The organism is Mycobacterium sp. NTMscope_Eco_3 (genome assembly GCF_976985685.1).
In genome coordinates this window covers 1,218,069-1,235,449 of the sequence record NZ_CDRJYZ010000001.1, presented here as the reverse complement: position 1 = coordinate 1,235,449, position 17,381 = coordinate 1,218,069, and the positions used below count along the sequence as shown (strand labels likewise).

The following is a 17,381-nucleotide window of genomic DNA, read 5'->3' as shown; positions in this document are numbered from 1 at the left end:
CGGCGCGAATCATGCGCCGGCCCCAACCGTTGCCGCCGCCATTTTGGCGACCATCGTCTTGTCGTTCTCGACTTCGGCCAATGTCCCGCCCAGCGCGGCGCGGATGACGCGGCCGATCTCGTCGGCCAGGAATGCGACACCCTGCACCTTGCTGACGGACTGGACGTCCACCAGGTACTTGCCGCGCAGCACGAATGCCAGTTGGCCCAAGTTCATTTCGGGCGCCACCACCTGCGGGTAGCGTCGCAGCACCTCGCCGAGGTTGGCCGGGAACGGGTTGAGGTAGCGCAAGTGCGCGTGCGCCACCTTGATGCCCTTGCGGCGCGCGCGCCGGCAGGCCTCGCCGATCGGGCCGTAGGAGCTGCCCCATCCGATCAGCAGCAGCTCGGCGTCACCGGTCGGATCGTCGACCTCCAGGTCGGGAACGGAGATGCCGTCGATCTTGGCCTGGCGCAACCGGACCATGAGGTCGTGGTTGACCGGCTCGTAGGAGATGTTGCCCGAGCCGTTCGCCGCTTCCAGACCGCCGATGCGGTGCTCGAGCCCCGGGGTGCCCGGCACGGCGAACTGCCGGGCCAGCGTCTCGGGGTCGCGCGCGTAAGGCTGGAACGGTTCGTCCGGCTTGGCGAAGGCGTGCGTGATGCGCGGCAGCGTGCTGACGTCCGGAATGCGCCACGGCTCAGAGCCGTTGGCGATCGCGCCGTCGGACAGCACGATCACCGGGGTGTGGTAGGAGACCGCGATGCGCGCGGCCTCGAGCGCGGTCTCGAAGCAGTCGGACGGTGACCGCGGCGCGAGGATCGCCACCGGTGACTCGCCGTTGCGGCCGTACAGCGCTTGCAGCAGGTCGGCCTGCTCGGTCTTGGTGGGCAGCCCGGTCGAGGGGCCACCGCGCTGCACGTCGACGACGAGCAACGGCAGTTCGGTCATCACGGCCAGCCCGAGCGCTTCGGACTTGAGTGAAATGCCCGGCCCCGACGTGGTGGTGACCCCCAGCGCGCCGCCGTAGGAGGCGCCGATCGCCGCGCAGATGCCGCCGATTTCGTCCTCGGCCTGGAAAGTGAGGACGTTGAAGTTCTTGTGCTTGGACAGCTCGTGCAGGATGTCGGAGGCCGGCGTGATCGGGTAGCTGCCGAGCAGGACCGGGATGTCGGCGAGCTGGCCGGCCGCGACGATGCCGTACGCCAGGGCGGTGTTCCCCGAGATCTGGCGGTATTCGCCCGTCGGCAGGGTCGCCCGGGACACCTCGTAGGTGGTGCCGAAGGCCTCGGTCGTCTCGCCGTAGTTCCAACCGGCCTTCAGCGCCAGCACGTTGGTCTCCGCGACCTCGGGCTTGCGGGCGAACTTCTCCCGAATGAACTTTTCGCTGGTTTCGATCGGCCGCCCGTACATCCACGACAGCAGCCCCAGCGCGAACATGTTCTTGGCGCGTTGGCCATCCTTCTTCGTCGCGCCGATGGCCTCGACCGCCCCGAGCGTCAACGTCGTCATCGCGACGGAATGCACGACGTAGTCGGACAACTCGTCGGTCTCGAGCGGGTTGGTGACGTAGCCCACCTTGGTCAGGTTGCGCTTGGTGAACTCGTCGGAGTTCGCGATCACCATGCCGCCGCGGGGCAGGTCGCCGATATTGGCCTTGAGCGCGGCCGGGTTCATCGCGACGAGCACGTCGGGCCGGTCGCCGGCGGTCAAGATGTCATAGTCGGCGATCTGAATTTGGAAGGACGAGACGCCGGGCAGGGTGCCTGCAGGCGCACGGATCTCGGCGGGATAGTTCGGCTGGGTCGCCAGGTCGTTTCCGAAAAGCGCTGCCTCGGAAGTGAACCGGTCACCGGTGAGCTGCATGCCGTCGCCGGAGTCACCGGCGAAGCGGATGACGACCTGTTCGAGGCGCTGACGGACAGATCCGTTCGGGGGAGCCCCGTTCTGTGAGTCTGATCCGGCTCCGCTGCCGTTCGGATCCACGTCTTTGCCCTCCATTTGTTCACCGGACAGACAGTTCGCGCAGCTTCAGGTTACGCGTCGGCGAAGGGAGTCTCCGGCCATCACGGTTTTATGTCACTGGCGGTACCAATTATGGCACTGATTTGCGATCGCCATGGCCGTCTCTGCGGCGTCATCTCGGCCGCGTTCGCAGTCAAAAGGCGACGTCAGCGCCATCTACTGATGAGTAGCTCGGCAAACTGTGGCGTTGGTCACGTCTCGCGCGTTATCAACCGTCGTTCGTACCGTGTCGGCCTCCGGATGCCGCGTTTTCCGCGCCGAGTTTGGCCGCCGCCGTTTCCGGCATCGCAACCAGATACAAGACGAACCCGGCCGCGGCCAGAGCACCCAAAAAGACGAATGCGGCGTCGTATCCGGCCGCGACCACGATCGAGCCCGCGACGAGGTTCGACACCGCGGCACCGATGCCCGTCGCGGCCGTCACCGCCCCCAAGCTGACATTGAAGCGACCGGTTCCATGCGTCACGTCCTGCACGACGAGGGGAAACAGCGCGCCGAACACGCCGGCCCCAACGCCGTCCAGCAACTGCACGCTCACCAGCCAACAGGAGTTGTCCGAGAGGGTGTAGAGAAATCCACGGGCGGCCAAGACCGCGAATCCGACCAGGAAGATCGGCTTTCGGCCCCAGGAATCCGCCTTGGCGCCGGCGACATAGGCCACCGGCACCATGACGACCTGCGCGGCCACGATGCAGCCCGCCATCAGGGCGGTCCCGACGTCCTTGTTGTGCAGCGCCAGCCGTTGCCCGACCAGCGGCAGCATGGCCGCATTCGCGAAGTGGAAGGCGATGACCGTGGCGGCAAAGATCATCAGCCGGCGATTGCCCACCAAGGCCGCCAGCCGCGACGGGCTCGGGTGCGGTTGCCCGGGATCGTGGTCCATGCCCCGGGCGACGTCGTGGTCGATCGCGTCGCCCGGAATCCACAGCGCCGCAACCACGCTGGCGGCGGCCATGACCGCGAGCACCCAGAACACGACGACGGGCCCGAAGAAGTAGGCCAAGCCGCCGGTAATCGCCGCCGCCGTGGCGTTCCCGGCGTGGTTGAACGACTCGTTGCGCCCGATCCGGCGGGAGAAGCGACGGGAGCCGACCAGCCCCAGGGTGATCGCGGCCAGCGCCGGGGCGAAGACGGATCCGGCGATGCCGGTGAGCGCCTGCAGCACCGAGATCGAAGAAAACCCGGGAAACAACGGCATCGCCAACGACGCCGCGGTGATCGTCAGCGCGCCGCCGATGACCAGTGCCCGCTTGGCGGTGCTCCGGTCCACCAGGGCGCCGGCCGGGGCCTGCGCGACGATCGCGCCGATGCCCCCGACCGCCATGACGAATCCGATTGAGCCCTGGTCCCAGTGGTGGGTCAGCAGCAGGTAGATCGACAGGTACGGGCCCAGCCCGTCACGAACATCGGCGAGGAGGAAGTTCAGCAGGTCCAGCCCGTACGCAACACGCGGTGGGATCACGTCAGCGCTGTCACGCGGCGTGCTGGGAGGCTCCCGGATCTAGTTAGGCGCTCTTATCGCGGCGCTCGGTGCGCGACGGCTTGCGCGGCACGATCGTCGGCAACACGTTGTCCTGCACGGTCTCCTTGGTCACCACGACCTTGGCGACGTCGTCGCGGCTCGGGATGTCGTACATCACGGGCAGCAGGACCTCTTCCATGATGGCGCGCAGGCCACGCGCCCCGGTGCCGCGGTGGATCGCCTGATCCGCGATCGCTTCCAGGGCGTCATCGGTGAACTCGAGCTCCACGCCGTCCATCTCGAAGAGCCGCAGGTACTGCTTGACCAGCGCGTTCTTCGGCTCGGACAGGATCTTGACCAGCGACTCGCGGTCGAGATTGGTGACCGACGCGACCACCGGCAGCCGGCCGATGAACTCGGGGATCAGGCCGAACTTGATCAAGTCTTCGGGCATGACCTCGGCGAAGTGGTCGGTGGTGTCGATCTCGGCCTTCGAGCGGACCTCGGCGCCGAAGCCCAGGCCACGCTTGCCGACGCGCTCGTAGATGATTTTCTCCAGGCCGGCGAACGCCCCAGCGACGATGAACAGCACGTTGGTGGTGTCGATCTGGATGAACTCTTGGTGCGGGTGCTTGCGGCCGCCCTGCGGGGGAACCGACGCCTGGGTGCCCTCCAGGATCTTCAGCAGGGCCTGCTGCACGCCCTCCCCGGAGACGTCGCGGGTGATCGACGGGTTCTCGCTCTTGCGGGCGATCTTGTCGACCTCGTCGATGTAGATGATGCCCGTCTCGGCCCGCTTGACGTCGTAGTCGGCGGCCTGGATGAGCTTGAGCAGGATGTTCTCGACGTCCTCACCGACGTAGCCGGCTTCGGTCAGGGCGGTGGCGTCGGCGATGGCGAACGGGACGTTGAGCATCTTGGCGAGCGTCTGGGCCAGGTAGGTCTTGCCGCATCCGGTGGGTCCGAGCATCAAGATGTTGGACTTGGTCAGCTCGACCGGCTCGTGCCGCGAGTCCCGGCCCTTCTCGCCGGCCTGAATCCGCTTGTAGTGGTTGTAGACCGCGACCGCCAGCGTCCTCTTGGCGGTGTCTTGCCCGATGACGTAGCCCTCGAGGAACTCCCGGATCTCGATGGGTTTGGGAAGTTCATCGAGCTTCACGTCGTCGGCGTCGGCGAGCTCCTCTTCGATGATCTCGTTGCAGAGATCGATGCACTCATCGCAGATGTATACACCGGGGCCAGCAATGAGCTTCTTGACCTGCTTCTGGCTCTTCCCGCAGAACGAGCACTTCAGCAGGTCCCCGCCGTCTCCGATGCGTGCCATGGTGCGTCAGTGCCTACTTCCTCTTCGCCGTTGGACTTCCCTGTCCCGCATGTATTCACCGACGCTACCCGCTTGATCGGGCCCGCCGCGACCATAAACGCCGAATCGCGCCGATGGTATTTGCGGGAGTTCATGCCCCTTCCGTATGGAGGAAAGATATAGCCACACGATGCCCGTCGCTCGCGAAAGGCGCGCTTTGCGTGTCTTTGGCGTGTCGCGGTCGTAATGCGACCGAGTCCGGCGCCCGTCCCATCCCACCTCCGACGGAGGTGCCGACCCAGCCCCGGATAGTCACACGAGGCCTGGGCGAATCCCCCACGAAATCACCCTACAGTGGCCACGTGGGTTTGGCCGTGGACTTCACCTGGCCCAGCGGAACCGTGCTGCTCGATGGCGGCTTGGCCACCGAGCTCGAAGCGCGGGGTCATGACCTGTCCGACCGGTTGTGGTCGGCCAGGCTGCTCGCGGACGCCCCGCGCGAGATCGTCGCCGTCCACGCCGCCTACTTCCGCGCCGGGGCCACCATCGCGACGACGGCCAGCTACCAGGCGTCATTCGAGGGTTTTGCGGCGCGCGGATTGGATCGGCGGGAAACCGGCGGGCTGCTGCGCCGCAGCGTCGAGCTCGCGAAGGCCGCGCGGGACGAGGCCGGCCGCGGCGAACCCGCGGGTCTCCTCGTCGCCGCCTCGGTCGGACCCTACGGCGCTGCGCTGGCCGACGGCTCGGAGTACCGCGGGCGCTACGGCTTGTCGGTCGCGGCGTTGGCGCGATGGCATCGGCCCCGACTGGAGACCCTGGCGGACGCCGGAGCCGACGTCCTCGCCTGCGAAACCGTGCCCGACGTCGACGAGGCGGAAGCGTTGGTCGGCCTGGTCCGCTCGGTCGGGATGCGGGCGTGGCTGAGCTACACGATCGACGGGGACCGGACCCGTGCCGGACAACCGCTGGCCGACGCGTTCGCGGTGGCCGCCGGCGTCGACGAGATCGTGGCCGTCGGGGTCAACTGCTGCGCGCCCGACGACGTGTTGCCGGCGATCGCGAGCGCATCGGTGCTCGGCAAGCCCGTCATCGTCTACCCGAACAGCGGGGAACGCTGGGACGGTCGCGGGTGGGCCGGCCCGCGCACGTTCGCGACGGGGCTTGCGTCGCAATGGGTTTCGGCGGGCGCTCGCATTATCGGCGGCTGCTGCCGGGTGGGGCCGGCGGACATCGCCGCCGTGCGCCGAGCGTGCAATCAGGGCGAAGAATCAGCCGAAAATTCGCCGTGAGTGCACGTTCGGCGAAAGGGGCTAGGCGCTCTGGGCGGAAAGCTTGCGGTACTCCAGCACGGTGTCGATGATCCCGTAGTCCTTGGCCTCATCGGCGGTCAGGATCTTGTCCCGGTCGGTGTCCTTGCGGACCGTCGCGGCGTCCTTGCCGGTGTGGCGGGCCAACGTGGTCTCCATCAGGGTGCGCATCCGCTCGATCTCGGCGGCCTGGATCTCCAGATCGGAGAACTGGCCCTGGATCACACCCTGCAGCGACGGCTGGTGGATCAGCACCCGGGCGTTGGGCAGCGCCATCCGCTTGCCCGGGGTCCCGGCGGCCAGCAACACCGCGGCCGCCGAGGCGGCCTGCCCCAGGCACACCGTCTGGATGTCGGCCCGCACGTACTGCATGGTGTCGTAAATCGCCATCAGCGAGGTGAATCCGCCGCCGGGCGAGTTGATGTACATGGTGATGTCGCGGTCGGGGTCCAGCGACTCGAGCACCAGCAGCTGCGCCATGATGTCGTTCGCCGACGCGTCGTCCACCTGGACGCCGAGGAAGATGATGCGCTCCTCGAACAGCTTGTTGTAGGGATTGGACTCCTTGATCCCAAAGCTGGAGTGCTCGATGAACGACGGCAGGATGTAGCGCGCCTGAGGCTGGGTTTCGGGGTTCATCGGGCTTCTCCATTGGTGATGTGGGCGGCGCGGGTGATGATGTGGTCGACGAAGCCGTATTCGAGGGCCTCCTGCGCGGTGAACCAGCGGTCGCGGTCGGAGTCGGCCTCGATGCGTTCGATCGACTGGCCGGTGAATTCGGCGTTGAGCCGGAACATCTCCTTCTTGATGACGTGGAACTGCTCGGCCTGGATGGCGATGTCGGCCGCGCTGCCCGTCACCCCGCCGAGCGGCTGGTGCATCAGGATGCGGGCGTGCGGCAGCGCGTAACGCTTGCCCTTGGTGCCCGCCGCCAACAGGAACTCACCCATCGAGGCGGCCATGCCCATCGCGTAGGTGGCGATGTCACACGGCGCCAGGACCATGGTGTCGTAGATCGCCATGCCGGCGCTGATCGATCCGCCGGGCGAGTTGATGTAGAGCGAAATGTCTTTGGTGGAGTCCTCGGCGGCGAGCAGCAGAATCTGCGCGCACAGCCGATTGGCGATTTCGTCGCTCACCTCCGAACCCAGGAAGATGATGCGCTCGGACAGCAAGCGCTCATAGACGGAGTCCGTGAGGTTGAGACCCTGCGAGTTTGAACGCATGTCAGTCACGACCGGGTTACCTGCTTTCTGTCAGATCTGTCTTCACCGACACTAACCAACCGGGCCCGCCGTTTCGCGGCCACGCACCCCCGAAACGGGCGCGTTCGCTCACAGCGTCATCGCACGGTCACTCCCCGGCGTCGGCCGCCGTGGGTTCTTCGACGTCACCGGCGACGTCACCCGAGGCGTCCGCCTCCGCGCGCTTGCCGAAGAACTCATCGGTGTCGACGGTGTTTCCGGCGGTGTCGGTGACCGTCGCCGCGCGGATCACCTCGGCGATGGCCAGCGCCCGGCGCACATCGGCGAACATGGCCGGCAGCTGGTTGTTCTCCTGGAGGTAGGCCAACAGCTGCTGGGGCTCGATGCCGTACTGGCGAGAGGTCGCGACCAGCCGCTCGGTCAGGTCGTCCTGGCCGACCTGGACCTGCAGCTCGTCGGCGAGCGCGTCGAGCAGCAGCTGTCGTTTGACGTCCGTCTCGGCGGCGGTGCGCGTCTCGGTCTCGAACTCCTCGCGCGACTTCCCCTGCTGGGCGAGCACCTCGTCGAGCTTGGATTCGTCGTGGTCGAGGCTGTGCAGGGCGTTGTGCAGCGCGCTGTCGACCTGCGCCTTGACGATCGCTTCGGGCAGCGGGATGTCGACCTGCTCGAGCAACGTGTCGATCGCGGCGTCGCGAATGCTTTCGGCCTGCTGCGCGCGCTTGGTCTGGCCGACCTGCTCGCGCAGGTTGGACCGCAGCTCCTCGATGGTGTCGAACTCGCTGGCCAACTGGGCGAACTCGTCGTCGGGCTCGGGCAGCTCGCGCTGCTTGACCGACTTCACCGTGACGGTCACCTGCGCGTCTTTCCCCGCATGCTCGCCCGTCGCCAACTGCGCGGTGAACTCCTTGGATTCATCGACGGACAAGCCGACCAGCGCCTCGTCGAGGCCCGCGATCAGCCGGCCGGAGCCGACCTCGTGGGACAGCCCCTGCGCGGTGGCGCCCGGGACCTCTTCGCCGTCGATAGTGGCGGACAAGTCGATGGAGACGAAGTCACCGTCGGCGACCGGGCGCTCCACCCCGGTCAGGGTGCCGAATCGGGCACGCAGAGACTGCAATTCGGCGTCGACGTCGTCGTCGCTGACCTCGATGGGGTCCACCGAGATCGTCACGGAGCCCGGGTCCGGCAGGGTGAGCTTGGGGCGGATGTCGACCTCGGCGGTGAACGCCAGCTCCTCGCCGTACTCCTTCTTGGTGACCTCGATCTCGGGCTGGCCCAGCGGGTGCACCTCGGACTCGGCGACCGCCTGTCCGTACCGCGCGGGCAGCGCGTCGTTGACGACCTGGTCGAGCATCGCCTCCCGGCCGAAACGGGCCTCCAGCAACTTCGCCGGCGCCTTGCCCGGCCGGAAGCCGGGCAGGCGCACCTGCCGGGCCAGCTCCTTGTAGGCCCGCTGGAAGTCCGGCTCGAGTTCGGAGAAGGGGACCTCCACATTGATGCGCACCCGGGTGGGGCTCAACTGCTCGACGGTGCTCTTCACGGGTGTGCTCCTCGGTGCTCGTTCCTGGTGGTCGGTGGGCCGCGCGCAGCGCGCGGGCCGGTCGTGCTGGTCGGGGTGACAGGATTTGAACCTGCGGCCTTCCGCTCCCAAAGCGGATGCGCTACCAAGCTGCGCTACACCCCGCGCTGACCTCGATGATCCTAAGGCCCCGCAAAGCCAGGTCCGTCACAGGCTTGGGCAGCGACCTCGCGGACCTCACACAGAGATCACAAAGCCGCGTCGATTAGATTTGATCTTCGTCGCCAGCTACAGTCACGCTCGACTAACTACATGCGGGCGTAGCTCAATGGTAGAGCCCTAGTCTTCCAAACTAGCTACGCGGGTTCGATTCCCGTCGCCCGCTCGGGCTAACTATCTGCTCGATAGAGAGGCGCCATGAGCGACCTGACGACGGACGCGTCGATCCACGGCTCATGCGCGTCGGATTTCGTCGGGGTTCGCGACGCGTTCGAGCGCAATTTCACGCAGGGCAACGACGTCGGCGCGGCCGTCGCGGTGTGGGTCGATGGGTCTCTCGTCGTCAACCTGTGGGGCGGCTGGGCCGACGCAGCCCGCACCCGGCCCTGGCAGCAGAACACCCTGACCACGGTGCTGTCCGGCACGAAGGGCCTGTCGGCCACCTGCGTGCACCAACTGGCCGACCGCGGCGAGCTGGACCTGCAGGCGCCGGTGGCCCACTACTGGCCGGAGTTCGCCCAAGCGGGCAAACAGGACATCACCCTGGCGATGGTGATGAGCCACCGCTCCGGCGTGATCGGGCCGCGCACCCGGATGCGCTGGGAACAGGTCGCGGATTGGGACTACGTCTGCGAACAGCTCGCCGCCGCCGAGCCCTGGTGGAAGCCGGGCACCGCCCAGGGCTACCACATGACCACCTTCGGCTTCATCATGGGCGAGGTGTTCCGCCGGGTCACGGGCCGCACGATCGGCCAGTACCTACGGACCGAGATCGCCGAACCGTTCGGCGCCGACGTCCACATCGGGTTGCCGCTGGCCGAACAGCGCCGCTGCGCCGAGCGGATCAACAAGCCGCACGCCCGGGACCTGCTGGCCGACGCCAAGGCCCCAGGCCGGCCGACCAGCCTGGCCGAGCACCCCAAGGCGGGCCTGTCCATCTCGATGGGGTTCGCCCCCGACGACGAACTCGGCTCACACGATCTGAGCCTGTGGCGCGAACTCGAATTCCCGGGCACCAACGGGCAGGTGTCGGCGCTGGGATTGGCGACGTTCTACAACGCGCTCGCCCAGGAGAAGGTGCTCAGCCGCGAGCACATGGACCTGGTGCGGGTCTGTCAGGGCGGGCTGGAGACCGACCTGGTGCTGGGGCCGCGGGTCGCCGACCACGGCTGGGGGCTGGGGTACATGCTCAACCAGCGCTGCGTCAACGGACCCAACCCGCGGATCTTCGGCCACGGCGGGCTGGGCGGCTCGTTCGGATTCGTCGATCTGGAGCACCGCATCGGCTATGCCTACGTGGCGAATCACTTCGACCCCACCAAGGCCAACGCGGACCCGCGCAGCCTGGTCCTGTCGAACGCGGTCTACTCCGTGCTGGGTGTCAGCTAGCGACGCCGTTAGTGGCCGCCGCCACCGCCGTGTCCACCACCGCCCGGACCGCCGCCGCCGGGACCACCTGGCCCGCCCAGCCCACCGGGACCGCCGGGTCCGCCGGGGTTCAGGTACGGATTAGGTCCGGATCCGCGCCAATTGTCGTGGCAGTTCCCGGTGTCCCAGTTGTCGCCCCAGCCCGGGTCCCAGAAATCACCGGGGCACCACTGCGGGAACGGACCGGGACGCGCCTGCGCGTCGGTCGCGACGCCCAGCCCCGCCAAGCCCAGACCCGCGATGGCGGAAATCGTTGCAGCCGATCGAGCGAGAGTCTTCATGGACTCAACACATGCCCACCCCGTTTGAATTCAAACCGGAGGCGGCGATGTTTCCCCGTTATTTTTGGCAGGTCGGGCACCAGAACACGTTGCGGCCCTCCAGCACCGTCGTGCGGATCGCGTCTTTGCACACGCGGCACGGTTCGCCGGCACGCCGGTAGACGTAGGTGCGGGGGCGGTCGGGGCGATACGACGGCGCGCCGTGATCGTGTTCGGGCCGCACCACGATGATCTTGCCGCGGCGCAAACCGATCTTCATCAGTGCCACCAGATCGGTCCAGGCCGCGTCGAACTCGTCCTCGCCGACGTCGCGGCCAGGGCGGAACGGGTCGATGCCGTGGCGGTACAGCAACTCGCTGCGGTAGACGTTGCCCACGCCGGCCATGACGGCCTGATCCATCAACAGCGCGCCAATGGGCCTGCGCGACTTGGCAATTCGTTTCCACGCCCACGACGGATCGGCGTCGCCGCGCAACGGGTCGGGACCCAGCCGGGCCAGCACGTCGCTGACCTGCCCTTCGTCGATCACTTCGCACACCGTCGGGCCGCGCAAGTCCGTGCCGTAGCCGGCGCCGATCATGCGCATCCGCACCTGACCCACCGCCTCGGGAAACGACCCGTCGCCGGGGCGTTCCCATTCGGTGAAGGCGCCGTACAGGCCGAGATGCACGTGCACGATCGGGCCGCCGGCGTAGTGGTGAAACAGGTGTTTGCCCCAGGCGCTGGTGCGTTGCAATACCCGGCCGTCGACCGCCGCGGCCGCATCGGCGAAGCGGCCCTGGGGGCTCGACACCGACACGGGCGCGCCGGCGTAGCGGCGTTGGTGCAGCCGGGCCAGCCGGTGCAGGGTATGCCCTTCGGGCACGCGCAGACCTTTCCGGCGTCAGCCCGCCGCGCCGGGTACCGGCGGGGCTTGGTGGGTGCGTTCGTATTCGGCGAGGATGTCGATACGCCGTTGGTGGCGTTCGGCTTTCGACCACGGCGTGGTCAGGAAGGCGTCGACGATTTCCAGCGCCTCCCCCACCGTGTGCACGCGGCCGCCGATGCCGATCAGCTGGGCGTTGTTGTGTTCGCGAGCCAGCGTCGCGGTTTCGACGCTCCAGGCCAGCGCGCACCGCGCCCCGGGGACCTTGTTGGCGGCGATCTGCTCGCCGTTGCCCGACCCGCCCAGCACGATGCCCAGGCTTTCCGGGTCGGCCACCGTGCGCGTGGCGGCGGCGATGCAGAACGCCGGGTAGTCGTCGTCGGCGTCGTAAGTGAAGGCGCCGCAGTCAATCGGCTCGTGGCCGGACTTTTCGAGGTGCTCGATGATCTGCTGCTTGAGCTCGAATCCGGCGTGGTCAGAGCCGAGGTAGACGCGCATGGACGCCATCCTTACACAGCCGCGCGACGGCCCGACCGCGCTAGGCGAAGTCGGGCTTCTCGGTGCGGCTGCGCTTGAGCTCGAAGAAGTGCGGGTAGGACGCGAAGGCCACCGAGGCGTCCCACAGCTTGCCCGCTTCCTCACCGCGCGGAATCTTGGAGAGCACCGGACCGAAAAACGCCACATCGTTGACGTGGATGGTGGGCGTGCCGACGTCATCGCCGACCGCGTCCATCCCGGCGTGGTGGCTCTTGCGCAGCGCCTCGTCGTAGGCGTCGCTGTTCGCGGCGTCGGCCAGCTCGGCCGGCAGGCCCACCTCGGCCAGCGACTGCTTGATCACGTCATCCAGTTCTTTGTTGTCCTCGTTGTGAATCCGGGTTCCCATCGCGGTGTACAGCGGTGCCAGCACCTCGGCGCCGTGGGCCTGTTCGGCGGCGATCGCCACCCGCACCGGACCGAATGCCTTCGCCAACCGTTCGCGGTATTCGTCGGGCAGGCCCTCGCGGTTTTCGTTGAGCACCGCCAGGCTCATCACGTGGAAGTTCACCTCGATGTCGCGGACCTTTTCCACCTCGAGGATCCAGCGCGAGGTGATCCACGCCCACGGGCACAGCGGGTCGAACCAGAAATCGGCTTTGTTCTTCGCGGGCGCGTTGTCGGGCATGGCGAGTCCTCTCGTCGGTTGCAAGTCTGGTCTGCACAACCGTAGGCCTCTCGCTCCTGTTCCCGGGTTGCCCAACCCGTAAGTTGGACACGTGGCACTCCCCAACCTGACCCGCGAACAAGCCGTCGAGCGCGCCTCCCTGATCACCGTCGCCAGCTATCAAATCGATCTCGATCTCACCGACTCCCACGGCGGTCCCGGCGAACGGACCTTCCGCTCGGTCACCACGGTGGTGTTCGACGCGCTCGCCGGCGCCGACACGGTCATCGACATCGCCGCCGACACGGTGCGCGCCGCCACGCTCAACGGCCGCGACCTCGACGTCTCCGGATACGACGAATCGACCGGCATCGCCTTGCGCGGGCTGGCCGACCGCAACGTCGTCGTGGTCGACGCGGACTGCCGCTACTCCAACACCGGCGAGGGTCTGCATCGGTTCGTCGACCCGGTCGACGACGAGACCTACCTGTACTCGCAATTCGAGACCGCCGACGCCAAGCGCATGTTCGCCTGCTTCGACCAGCCCGATCTCAAGGCGACCTTCGACATGCGGGTGACCGCACCGAAGCACTGGAAGGTGATCTCCAACGGCGCGTCGGTGTCGGTGAACGACGGCCTGCACACCTTTGCCACCACCCCGCGGATGAGCACCTATCTGGTCGCCCTGATCGCCGGCCCGTACGCCGAGTGGAAGGACGCCTACACCGACGAACACGGCGAAATACCGCTGGGCATCTACTGCCGGGCGTCGCTGGCGCCACACATGGACGCCGAGCGGCTTTTCACCCAGACCAAGCAGGGATTTGGCTTCTACCACAAGAACTTTGGCTTGCCCTACGCCTTCGGGAAATACGATCAGCTGTTCGTCCCCGAGTTCAACGCCGGGGCTATGGAAAACGCGGGCGCGGTGACCTTCCTAGAGGACTACGTCTTCCGCAGCAAGGTCACCCGGGCGTCCTACGAGCGGCGCGCCGAGACCGTGCTGCATGAGATGGCGCACATGTGGTTCGGGGACCTGGTCACCATGGCATGGTGGGACGACCTGTGGCTGAACGAGTCCTTCGCGACGTTCGCGTCGGTGCTATGCCAAAGCGAGGCAACCGAATTCACGGAGGCCTGGACGACGTTCGCCACGGTCGAGAAGTCGTGGGCCTACCGACAGGACCAGTTGCCCTCGACCCATCCGATCGCCGCCGATATCCCGGACCTGGCCGCCGTCGAGGTGAACTTCGACGGCATCACCTACGCCAAGGGCGCTTCGGTGCTCAAGCAGCTCGTCGCCTACGTCGGGCTGGAGCACTTCCTGGCCGGGCTGCGCGACTACTTCCGCACCCACGCGTTCGGCAACGCCACGTTCGACGATCTGGTCGCCGCGTTGGAGAAGGCGTCGGGGCGCGACCTGTCCGACTGGGGTCAGCAGTGGCTGAAGACGACCGGGCTCAACACGCTGCGGCCCGATTTCGACGTCGACGGTGACGGCAGGTTCACGCGGTTCGCGGTGACCCAGAGCGGGGCCGCCCCGGGCGCGGGCGAGACCCGGGTGCACCGGCTGGCCATCGGCATCTACGACGATGACGGGTCGGGAAAGCTGGTCCGGGTGCGCCGCGAAGAGCTCGACGTCGAGGGCCCGGTGACGGAAGTTCCTGCGCTGGTTGGTGTTTCGCGGGGCCAGCTGGTTCTGGTCAACGACGATGACCTGACGTATTGCTCGTTGCGGCTGGACGCCGAGTCGCTGCGCACCGCGCTGGGTCGCATCGCCGACATCGCCGAGCCGTTGCCGCGCTCGCTGGTCTGGTCGGCGGCCTGGGAGATGACGCGCGAGGCCGAACTGCGGGCCCGCGATTTCGTGGCCCTGGTGGCGGGCGGCGTGCACGCCGAAACCGAGGTCGGGGTGGCGCAGCGGCTGCTGCTTCAGGCGCAGACGGCGCTGGCGTCCTACGCCGAGCCGGGCTGGGCGCGCGAGCAGGGCTGGCCGCAGTTCGCCGACCGGTTGCTGGAATTGGCGCGCGCCGCGCAGCCCGGATCGGATCACCAGCTCGCCTTCGTCAACACGCTGTGCTCGTCGGTCCTGTCGACTCGCCATGTCGTGGCGCTGGCGGATTTGCTCGACCGCTCCCCCGCCGACCTGGGACTGCCGGGCCTCGAGATCGACACGGATCTGCGATGGCGGATCGTCACCGCGCTGGCCACCGCCGGCGAGATCGACGCCGAGGGACCGGCGACGCCGTTCATCGACGCCGAGGTTCAGCGCGACCCGACCGCCGCCGGCAAGCGGCACGGCGCCCAGGCCGCGACGGCGCGGCCCCAGCTGCAGGTCAAGGAGGCGGCGTGGACGACGGTGGTCGAGGACGACACCCTGGCCAACATCACCGCCCGCGCGATCATCGCGGGCATCGCCCCGCCGGCCCAGCATGAGTTGCTCAAGCCGTTCACCGCGCGGTATTTCGAGGCGATCTCCGGGGTCTGGGCGCGCCGATCCAGCGAAGTGGCCCAGACGGTGGTGATCGGCCTGTATCCGCACTGGGATATCAGCGAGGACGGCATCGCCGCGGCCGATGAGTTCCTGTCCGACCCCGAGGTCCCGGCCGCGTTGCGGCGGCTGGTGCTCGAGGGCCAGGCCGGGGTGAAGCGTTCGCTGCGCGCGCGCCGTTTCGACGCCGCCGAGGCTTAGGCCGGGGAGATCCCCGCGCTCAGCACCCGGATCGCGCTGACCAGCCCGTCCACCAGATCGCCGCGCTCGAATGCCGAGGAGGCGGCGGCGACACCCAGCGGTGCGGCCGACTCGGCGCCGCGCCCGCGGACGGCGGACCCGTAGACCACCTCGATGACCCTCTGGTCGGGCGAGACGGCCAGCAGCACCGCGTTGTCCGGCGTCGGCACGTCGGCCAGGATCTCGCGGGCCCGCGCGGCGGTGTCGCTGCCCAGGTCGCCCAGGTAGATCGCGAAACGCGTCTTGGAGGACCGCGACCCGAATTTCAGCGCGTCGTCCACGGCCACGAGATCTTTGGTCGAAAACGGGAAATGCACCGAGAGTTCGCCGGGCTCGGTGACGCCGGAGATCCGTCCGCTGGTGGTGATCACCGAGCCGTACGGCAGCTCGGCGGGTTCCCTCGTCGCTACCTCACCACGTGCCACTGGCGCCACCTCCGACCGAGAATTCCGACGTGCCGTGCCCCCCATGCCCGCCGTGGGGGTGGCCGACCTCTTCACCGATGGCGGCCCACAGGATCGGCGGATGCGTCCACTTCTCGCCCAACTTGTAGGACGCCGGGTGCGGCCCCTTGCGGGACCAGATCAGCACCGACAGCGCGACCACCAGCAACAGCGGTATGCCGACGATGAACAGGTGAAGATGCATAGGACTCACGACGCAAACCGTATCCCACCACGCGATCCGCCGGCGCGACCGGACACCGGATTGGCGGTCAGGCGGCGCCTTCACCGAGGTATCGGGCCCAGGCCGGGTCCAGCTCCTTGACCGTCGACAACAGCCGCCAGTGCTGCCCCGTCGGCGGCATCGGCGGCCGGCGCAGCGCCCAGCCGAGCTCGCTGAGCAGCTTGTCGCCCTTGCGGTGGTTGCAGGTCGAGCAGCAGGCGACGCAGTTCTCCCAGGAATGATCGCCGCCGCGGCTGCGGGGCACCACGTGGTCGACGGTGTCCGCCTTCGCCCCGCAATAGGCGCAGCAGAACCGGTCGCGGTGCATCAGCGCGGCGCGGGTCATCGGGACGCGCGCCCGGTAGGGGACGCGGACGTACGACCGCAACTGAATCACCGACGGCACCACGATCGAGCTGGTCGCGGAGTGGATGACCGGGCCGGCCGGGTCGTGGTGCACCACGTCGGCCTTGCCGCAGATCACCATGACGATGGCGCGCCGCATCGGCAGCGCGGTCAGCGGTTCGTAGGTGGAATTCAGCAGCAGCACCCGCCGCCGACTCCAGATGGAAGCGCCCTCCGGGCGGGCGGGCGGATGGATCTCAACACTGTGCAGCGATGACACGGTTGTGGGCCCGGTTAACCCTGCCGCGGCCACCTGACTACTGCGGTGGCTGCGGCGTCTTTTGCCCTGCGCCATAGATCCTCCGCGAACAGTCCACCATGATTCGTCGCCAATCGCACCCCTATTGCAGGTGAAACGCCGTGTCCAGCCGGTGAACAGCAGGAGCGTGATCGGGCCGCCTCCGCTCGCCGCCGCGGCGATGCCCCACAATGGACGGCGATGGATGAGGTAGGACAGTCCTTCTACGACGCTGTCGGCGGTGCCGAGACTTTCCACGCGATCGTGTCGCGCTTTTACGCTCAGGTGCCCGAGGACGAGATTCTGAGCGAGCTGTATCCGCTGGACGACCTCGAGGGCGCCGAAGAGCGCTTGCGGATGTTCCTCGAGCAGTATTGGGGCGGCCCGCGCACCTATTCTGACCTGCGGGGACACCCCCGGCTGCGGATGCGGCACGTCCCGTTTCGGATCACTCCGCTGGCGCGCGACGCGTGGCTGCGCTGCATGCACACGGCCGTCGCCTCCATCGATTCGGCGACACTCGACGACGAGCATCGCCGCGAGTTGCTCAGCTATCTCGAGATGGCCGCCGACTCACTGGTCAACTCCTCGTTTTGAAGCCCAGCGA

At 67.7% G+C, this 17,381-nt stretch carries 17 protein-coding genes and 2 tRNA genes; 5 read left to right on the top strand and 14 right to left on the bottom strand.

The features are described from left to right. Positions 1-9 precede the first annotated feature (9 nt). From AC0KTM_RS05855 to clpX, 3 genes are all read right to left on the bottom strand, one after another. Positions 10-1,965, bottom strand: coding sequence for a 2-oxoacid:acceptor oxidoreductase subunit alpha (locus tag AC0KTM_RS05855; protein WP_238958006.1), 1,956 nt, complete (start codon positions 1,963-1,965; stop codon positions 10-12). Positions 1,966-2,212: 247 nt separating this feature from the next. After that, positions 2,213-3,466, bottom strand: a complete 1,254-nt coding sequence (locus tag AC0KTM_RS05850; RefSeq protein WP_238957517.1) for an MFS transporter — start codon at positions 3,464-3,466, stop codon at positions 2,213-2,215. A gap of 43 nt (positions 3,467-3,509) precedes the next feature. After that, positions 3,510-4,790 carry an ATP-dependent Clp protease ATP-binding subunit ClpX gene (gene clpX, locus AC0KTM_RS05845; protein WP_008255183.1) on the bottom strand — a complete coding sequence of 427 codons (1,281 nt, stop codon included), beginning with the start codon at positions 4,788-4,790 and terminating at the stop codon, positions 3,510-3,512. Positions 4,791-5,131: 341 nt separating this feature from the next. On the opposite strand from clpX, the gene mmuM reads away from it, so the two are divergent. Further along, positions 5,132-6,058: a homocysteine S-methyltransferase gene (mmuM, locus tag AC0KTM_RS05840; protein WP_225327093.1), complete on the top strand. Its 927-nt coding sequence runs from the start codon at positions 5,132-5,134 to the stop codon at positions 6,056-6,058. 21 nt (positions 6,059-6,079) lie between these two features. Here mmuM and clpP2 read toward each other — a convergent pair whose 3' ends face one another. The 4 genes from clpP2 to AC0KTM_RS05820 all read right to left on the bottom strand — a co-directional run bounded on the left by clpP2 (position 6,080) and on the right by AC0KTM_RS05820 (position 8,965). Then, positions 6,080-6,715, bottom strand: coding sequence for an ATP-dependent CLP protease proteolytic subunit ClpP2 (gene clpP2, locus AC0KTM_RS05835; protein WP_225327092.1), 636 nt, complete (start codon positions 6,713-6,715; stop codon positions 6,080-6,082). Beyond that, positions 6,712-7,302 carry an ATP-dependent CLP protease proteolytic subunit ClpP1 gene (clpP1, locus tag AC0KTM_RS05830; protein ID WP_067171178.1) on the bottom strand — a complete coding sequence of 197 codons (591 nt, stop codon included), beginning with the start codon at positions 7,300-7,302 and terminating at the stop codon, positions 6,712-6,714. Before clpP1 ends, clpP2 begins: the two co-directional genes overlap by 4 nt. A 127-nt stretch (positions 7,303-7,429) precedes the next feature. Next, positions 7,430-8,821 (bottom strand): trigger factor, encoded by a 1,392-nt coding sequence (tig, locus tag AC0KTM_RS05825; RefSeq protein ID WP_425326383.1) that lies wholly within the window; start codon positions 8,819-8,821, stop codon positions 7,430-7,432. A 67-nt stretch (positions 8,822-8,888) separates the two neighbouring features. Next, a tRNA-Pro gene (locus tag AC0KTM_RS05820) sits at positions 8,889-8,965 on the bottom strand. Positions 8,966-9,114: 149 nt separating this feature from the next. Between AC0KTM_RS05820 and AC0KTM_RS05815 the strand changes: the two genes are divergently transcribed. Both AC0KTM_RS05815 and AC0KTM_RS05810 read left to right on the top strand, forming a co-directional pair. Continuing rightward, a tRNA-Gly gene (locus tag AC0KTM_RS05815) sits at positions 9,115-9,185 on the top strand. A gap of 32 nt (positions 9,186-9,217) precedes the next feature. Beyond that, positions 9,218-10,408 carry a serine hydrolase domain-containing protein gene (locus tag AC0KTM_RS05810; RefSeq protein ID WP_238957515.1) on the top strand — a complete coding sequence of 397 codons (1,191 nt, stop codon included), beginning with the start codon at positions 9,218-9,220 and terminating at the stop codon, positions 10,406-10,408. Between the two features lie 8 nt (positions 10,409-10,416). Here the strand turns inward: AC0KTM_RS05810 and AC0KTM_RS05805 are convergent, their stop codons facing one another. Genes AC0KTM_RS05805 through AC0KTM_RS05790 form a run of 4 tightly spaced genes read right to left on the bottom strand, consistent with a single transcriptional unit; the run spans position 10,417 to position 12,755 of the window. Then, entirely contained in the window at positions 10,417-10,728 is a 312-nt protein-coding gene (locus tag AC0KTM_RS05805; RefSeq protein ID WP_472415162.1) for a hypothetical protein, read from the bottom strand. A 58-nt stretch (positions 10,729-10,786) separates the two neighbouring features. Further along, entirely contained in the window at positions 10,787-11,593 is an 807-nt protein-coding gene (locus AC0KTM_RS05800) for an Fpg/Nei family DNA glycosylase (RefSeq protein WP_472415160.1), read from the bottom strand. An 18-nt stretch (positions 11,594-11,611) separates the two neighbouring features. Continuing rightward, positions 11,612-12,091 (bottom strand): ribose-5-phosphate isomerase, encoded by a 480-nt coding sequence (locus AC0KTM_RS05795; RefSeq protein WP_472415158.1) that lies wholly within the window; start codon positions 12,089-12,091, stop codon positions 11,612-11,614. Between the two features lie 40 nt (positions 12,092-12,131). Further along, on the bottom strand, positions 12,132-12,755 hold the full coding sequence (locus AC0KTM_RS05790) for a mycothiol-dependent nitroreductase Rv2466c family protein (RefSeq protein WP_201407320.1): 624 nt from the start codon (positions 12,753-12,755) through the stop codon (positions 12,132-12,134). A gap of 91 nt (positions 12,756-12,846) precedes the next feature. Between AC0KTM_RS05790 and pepN the strand changes: the two genes are divergently transcribed. After that, positions 12,847-15,426, top strand: a complete 2,580-nt coding sequence (pepN, locus tag AC0KTM_RS05785; RefSeq protein WP_472415156.1) for an aminopeptidase N — start codon at positions 12,847-12,849, stop codon at positions 15,424-15,426. Here pepN and AC0KTM_RS05780 read toward each other — a convergent pair. The 3 genes from AC0KTM_RS05780 to AC0KTM_RS05770 all read right to left on the bottom strand — a co-directional run bounded on the left by AC0KTM_RS05780 (position 15,423) and on the right by AC0KTM_RS05770 (position 16,831). After that, entirely contained in the window at positions 15,423-15,890 is a 468-nt protein-coding gene (locus AC0KTM_RS05780; protein ID WP_225327086.1) for a DUF5130 domain-containing protein, read from the bottom strand. The two genes, pepN and AC0KTM_RS05780, sit on opposite strands and share 4 nt — an antisense overlap. After that, complete coding sequence (ctaJ, locus tag AC0KTM_RS05775; protein WP_225327169.1) at positions 15,877-16,113, bottom strand: aa3-type cytochrome oxidase subunit CtaJ; 237 nt, start codon at positions 16,111-16,113, stop codon at positions 15,877-15,879. Before ctaJ ends, AC0KTM_RS05780 begins: the two co-directional genes overlap by 14 nt. A gap of 67 nt (positions 16,114-16,180) precedes the next feature. Then, entirely contained in the window at positions 16,181-16,831 is a 651-nt protein-coding gene (locus AC0KTM_RS05770) for an HNH endonuclease (RefSeq protein ID WP_472415154.1), read from the bottom strand. Positions 16,832-16,975: 144 nt separating this feature from the next. On the opposite strand from AC0KTM_RS05770, the gene AC0KTM_RS05765 reads away from it, so the two are divergent. Further along, positions 16,976-17,371 (top strand): globin, encoded by a 396-nt coding sequence (locus AC0KTM_RS05765; protein ID WP_225327084.1) that lies wholly within the window; start codon positions 16,976-16,978, stop codon positions 17,369-17,371. The last annotated feature ends 10 nt before the right edge of the window (positions 17,372-17,381 follow it).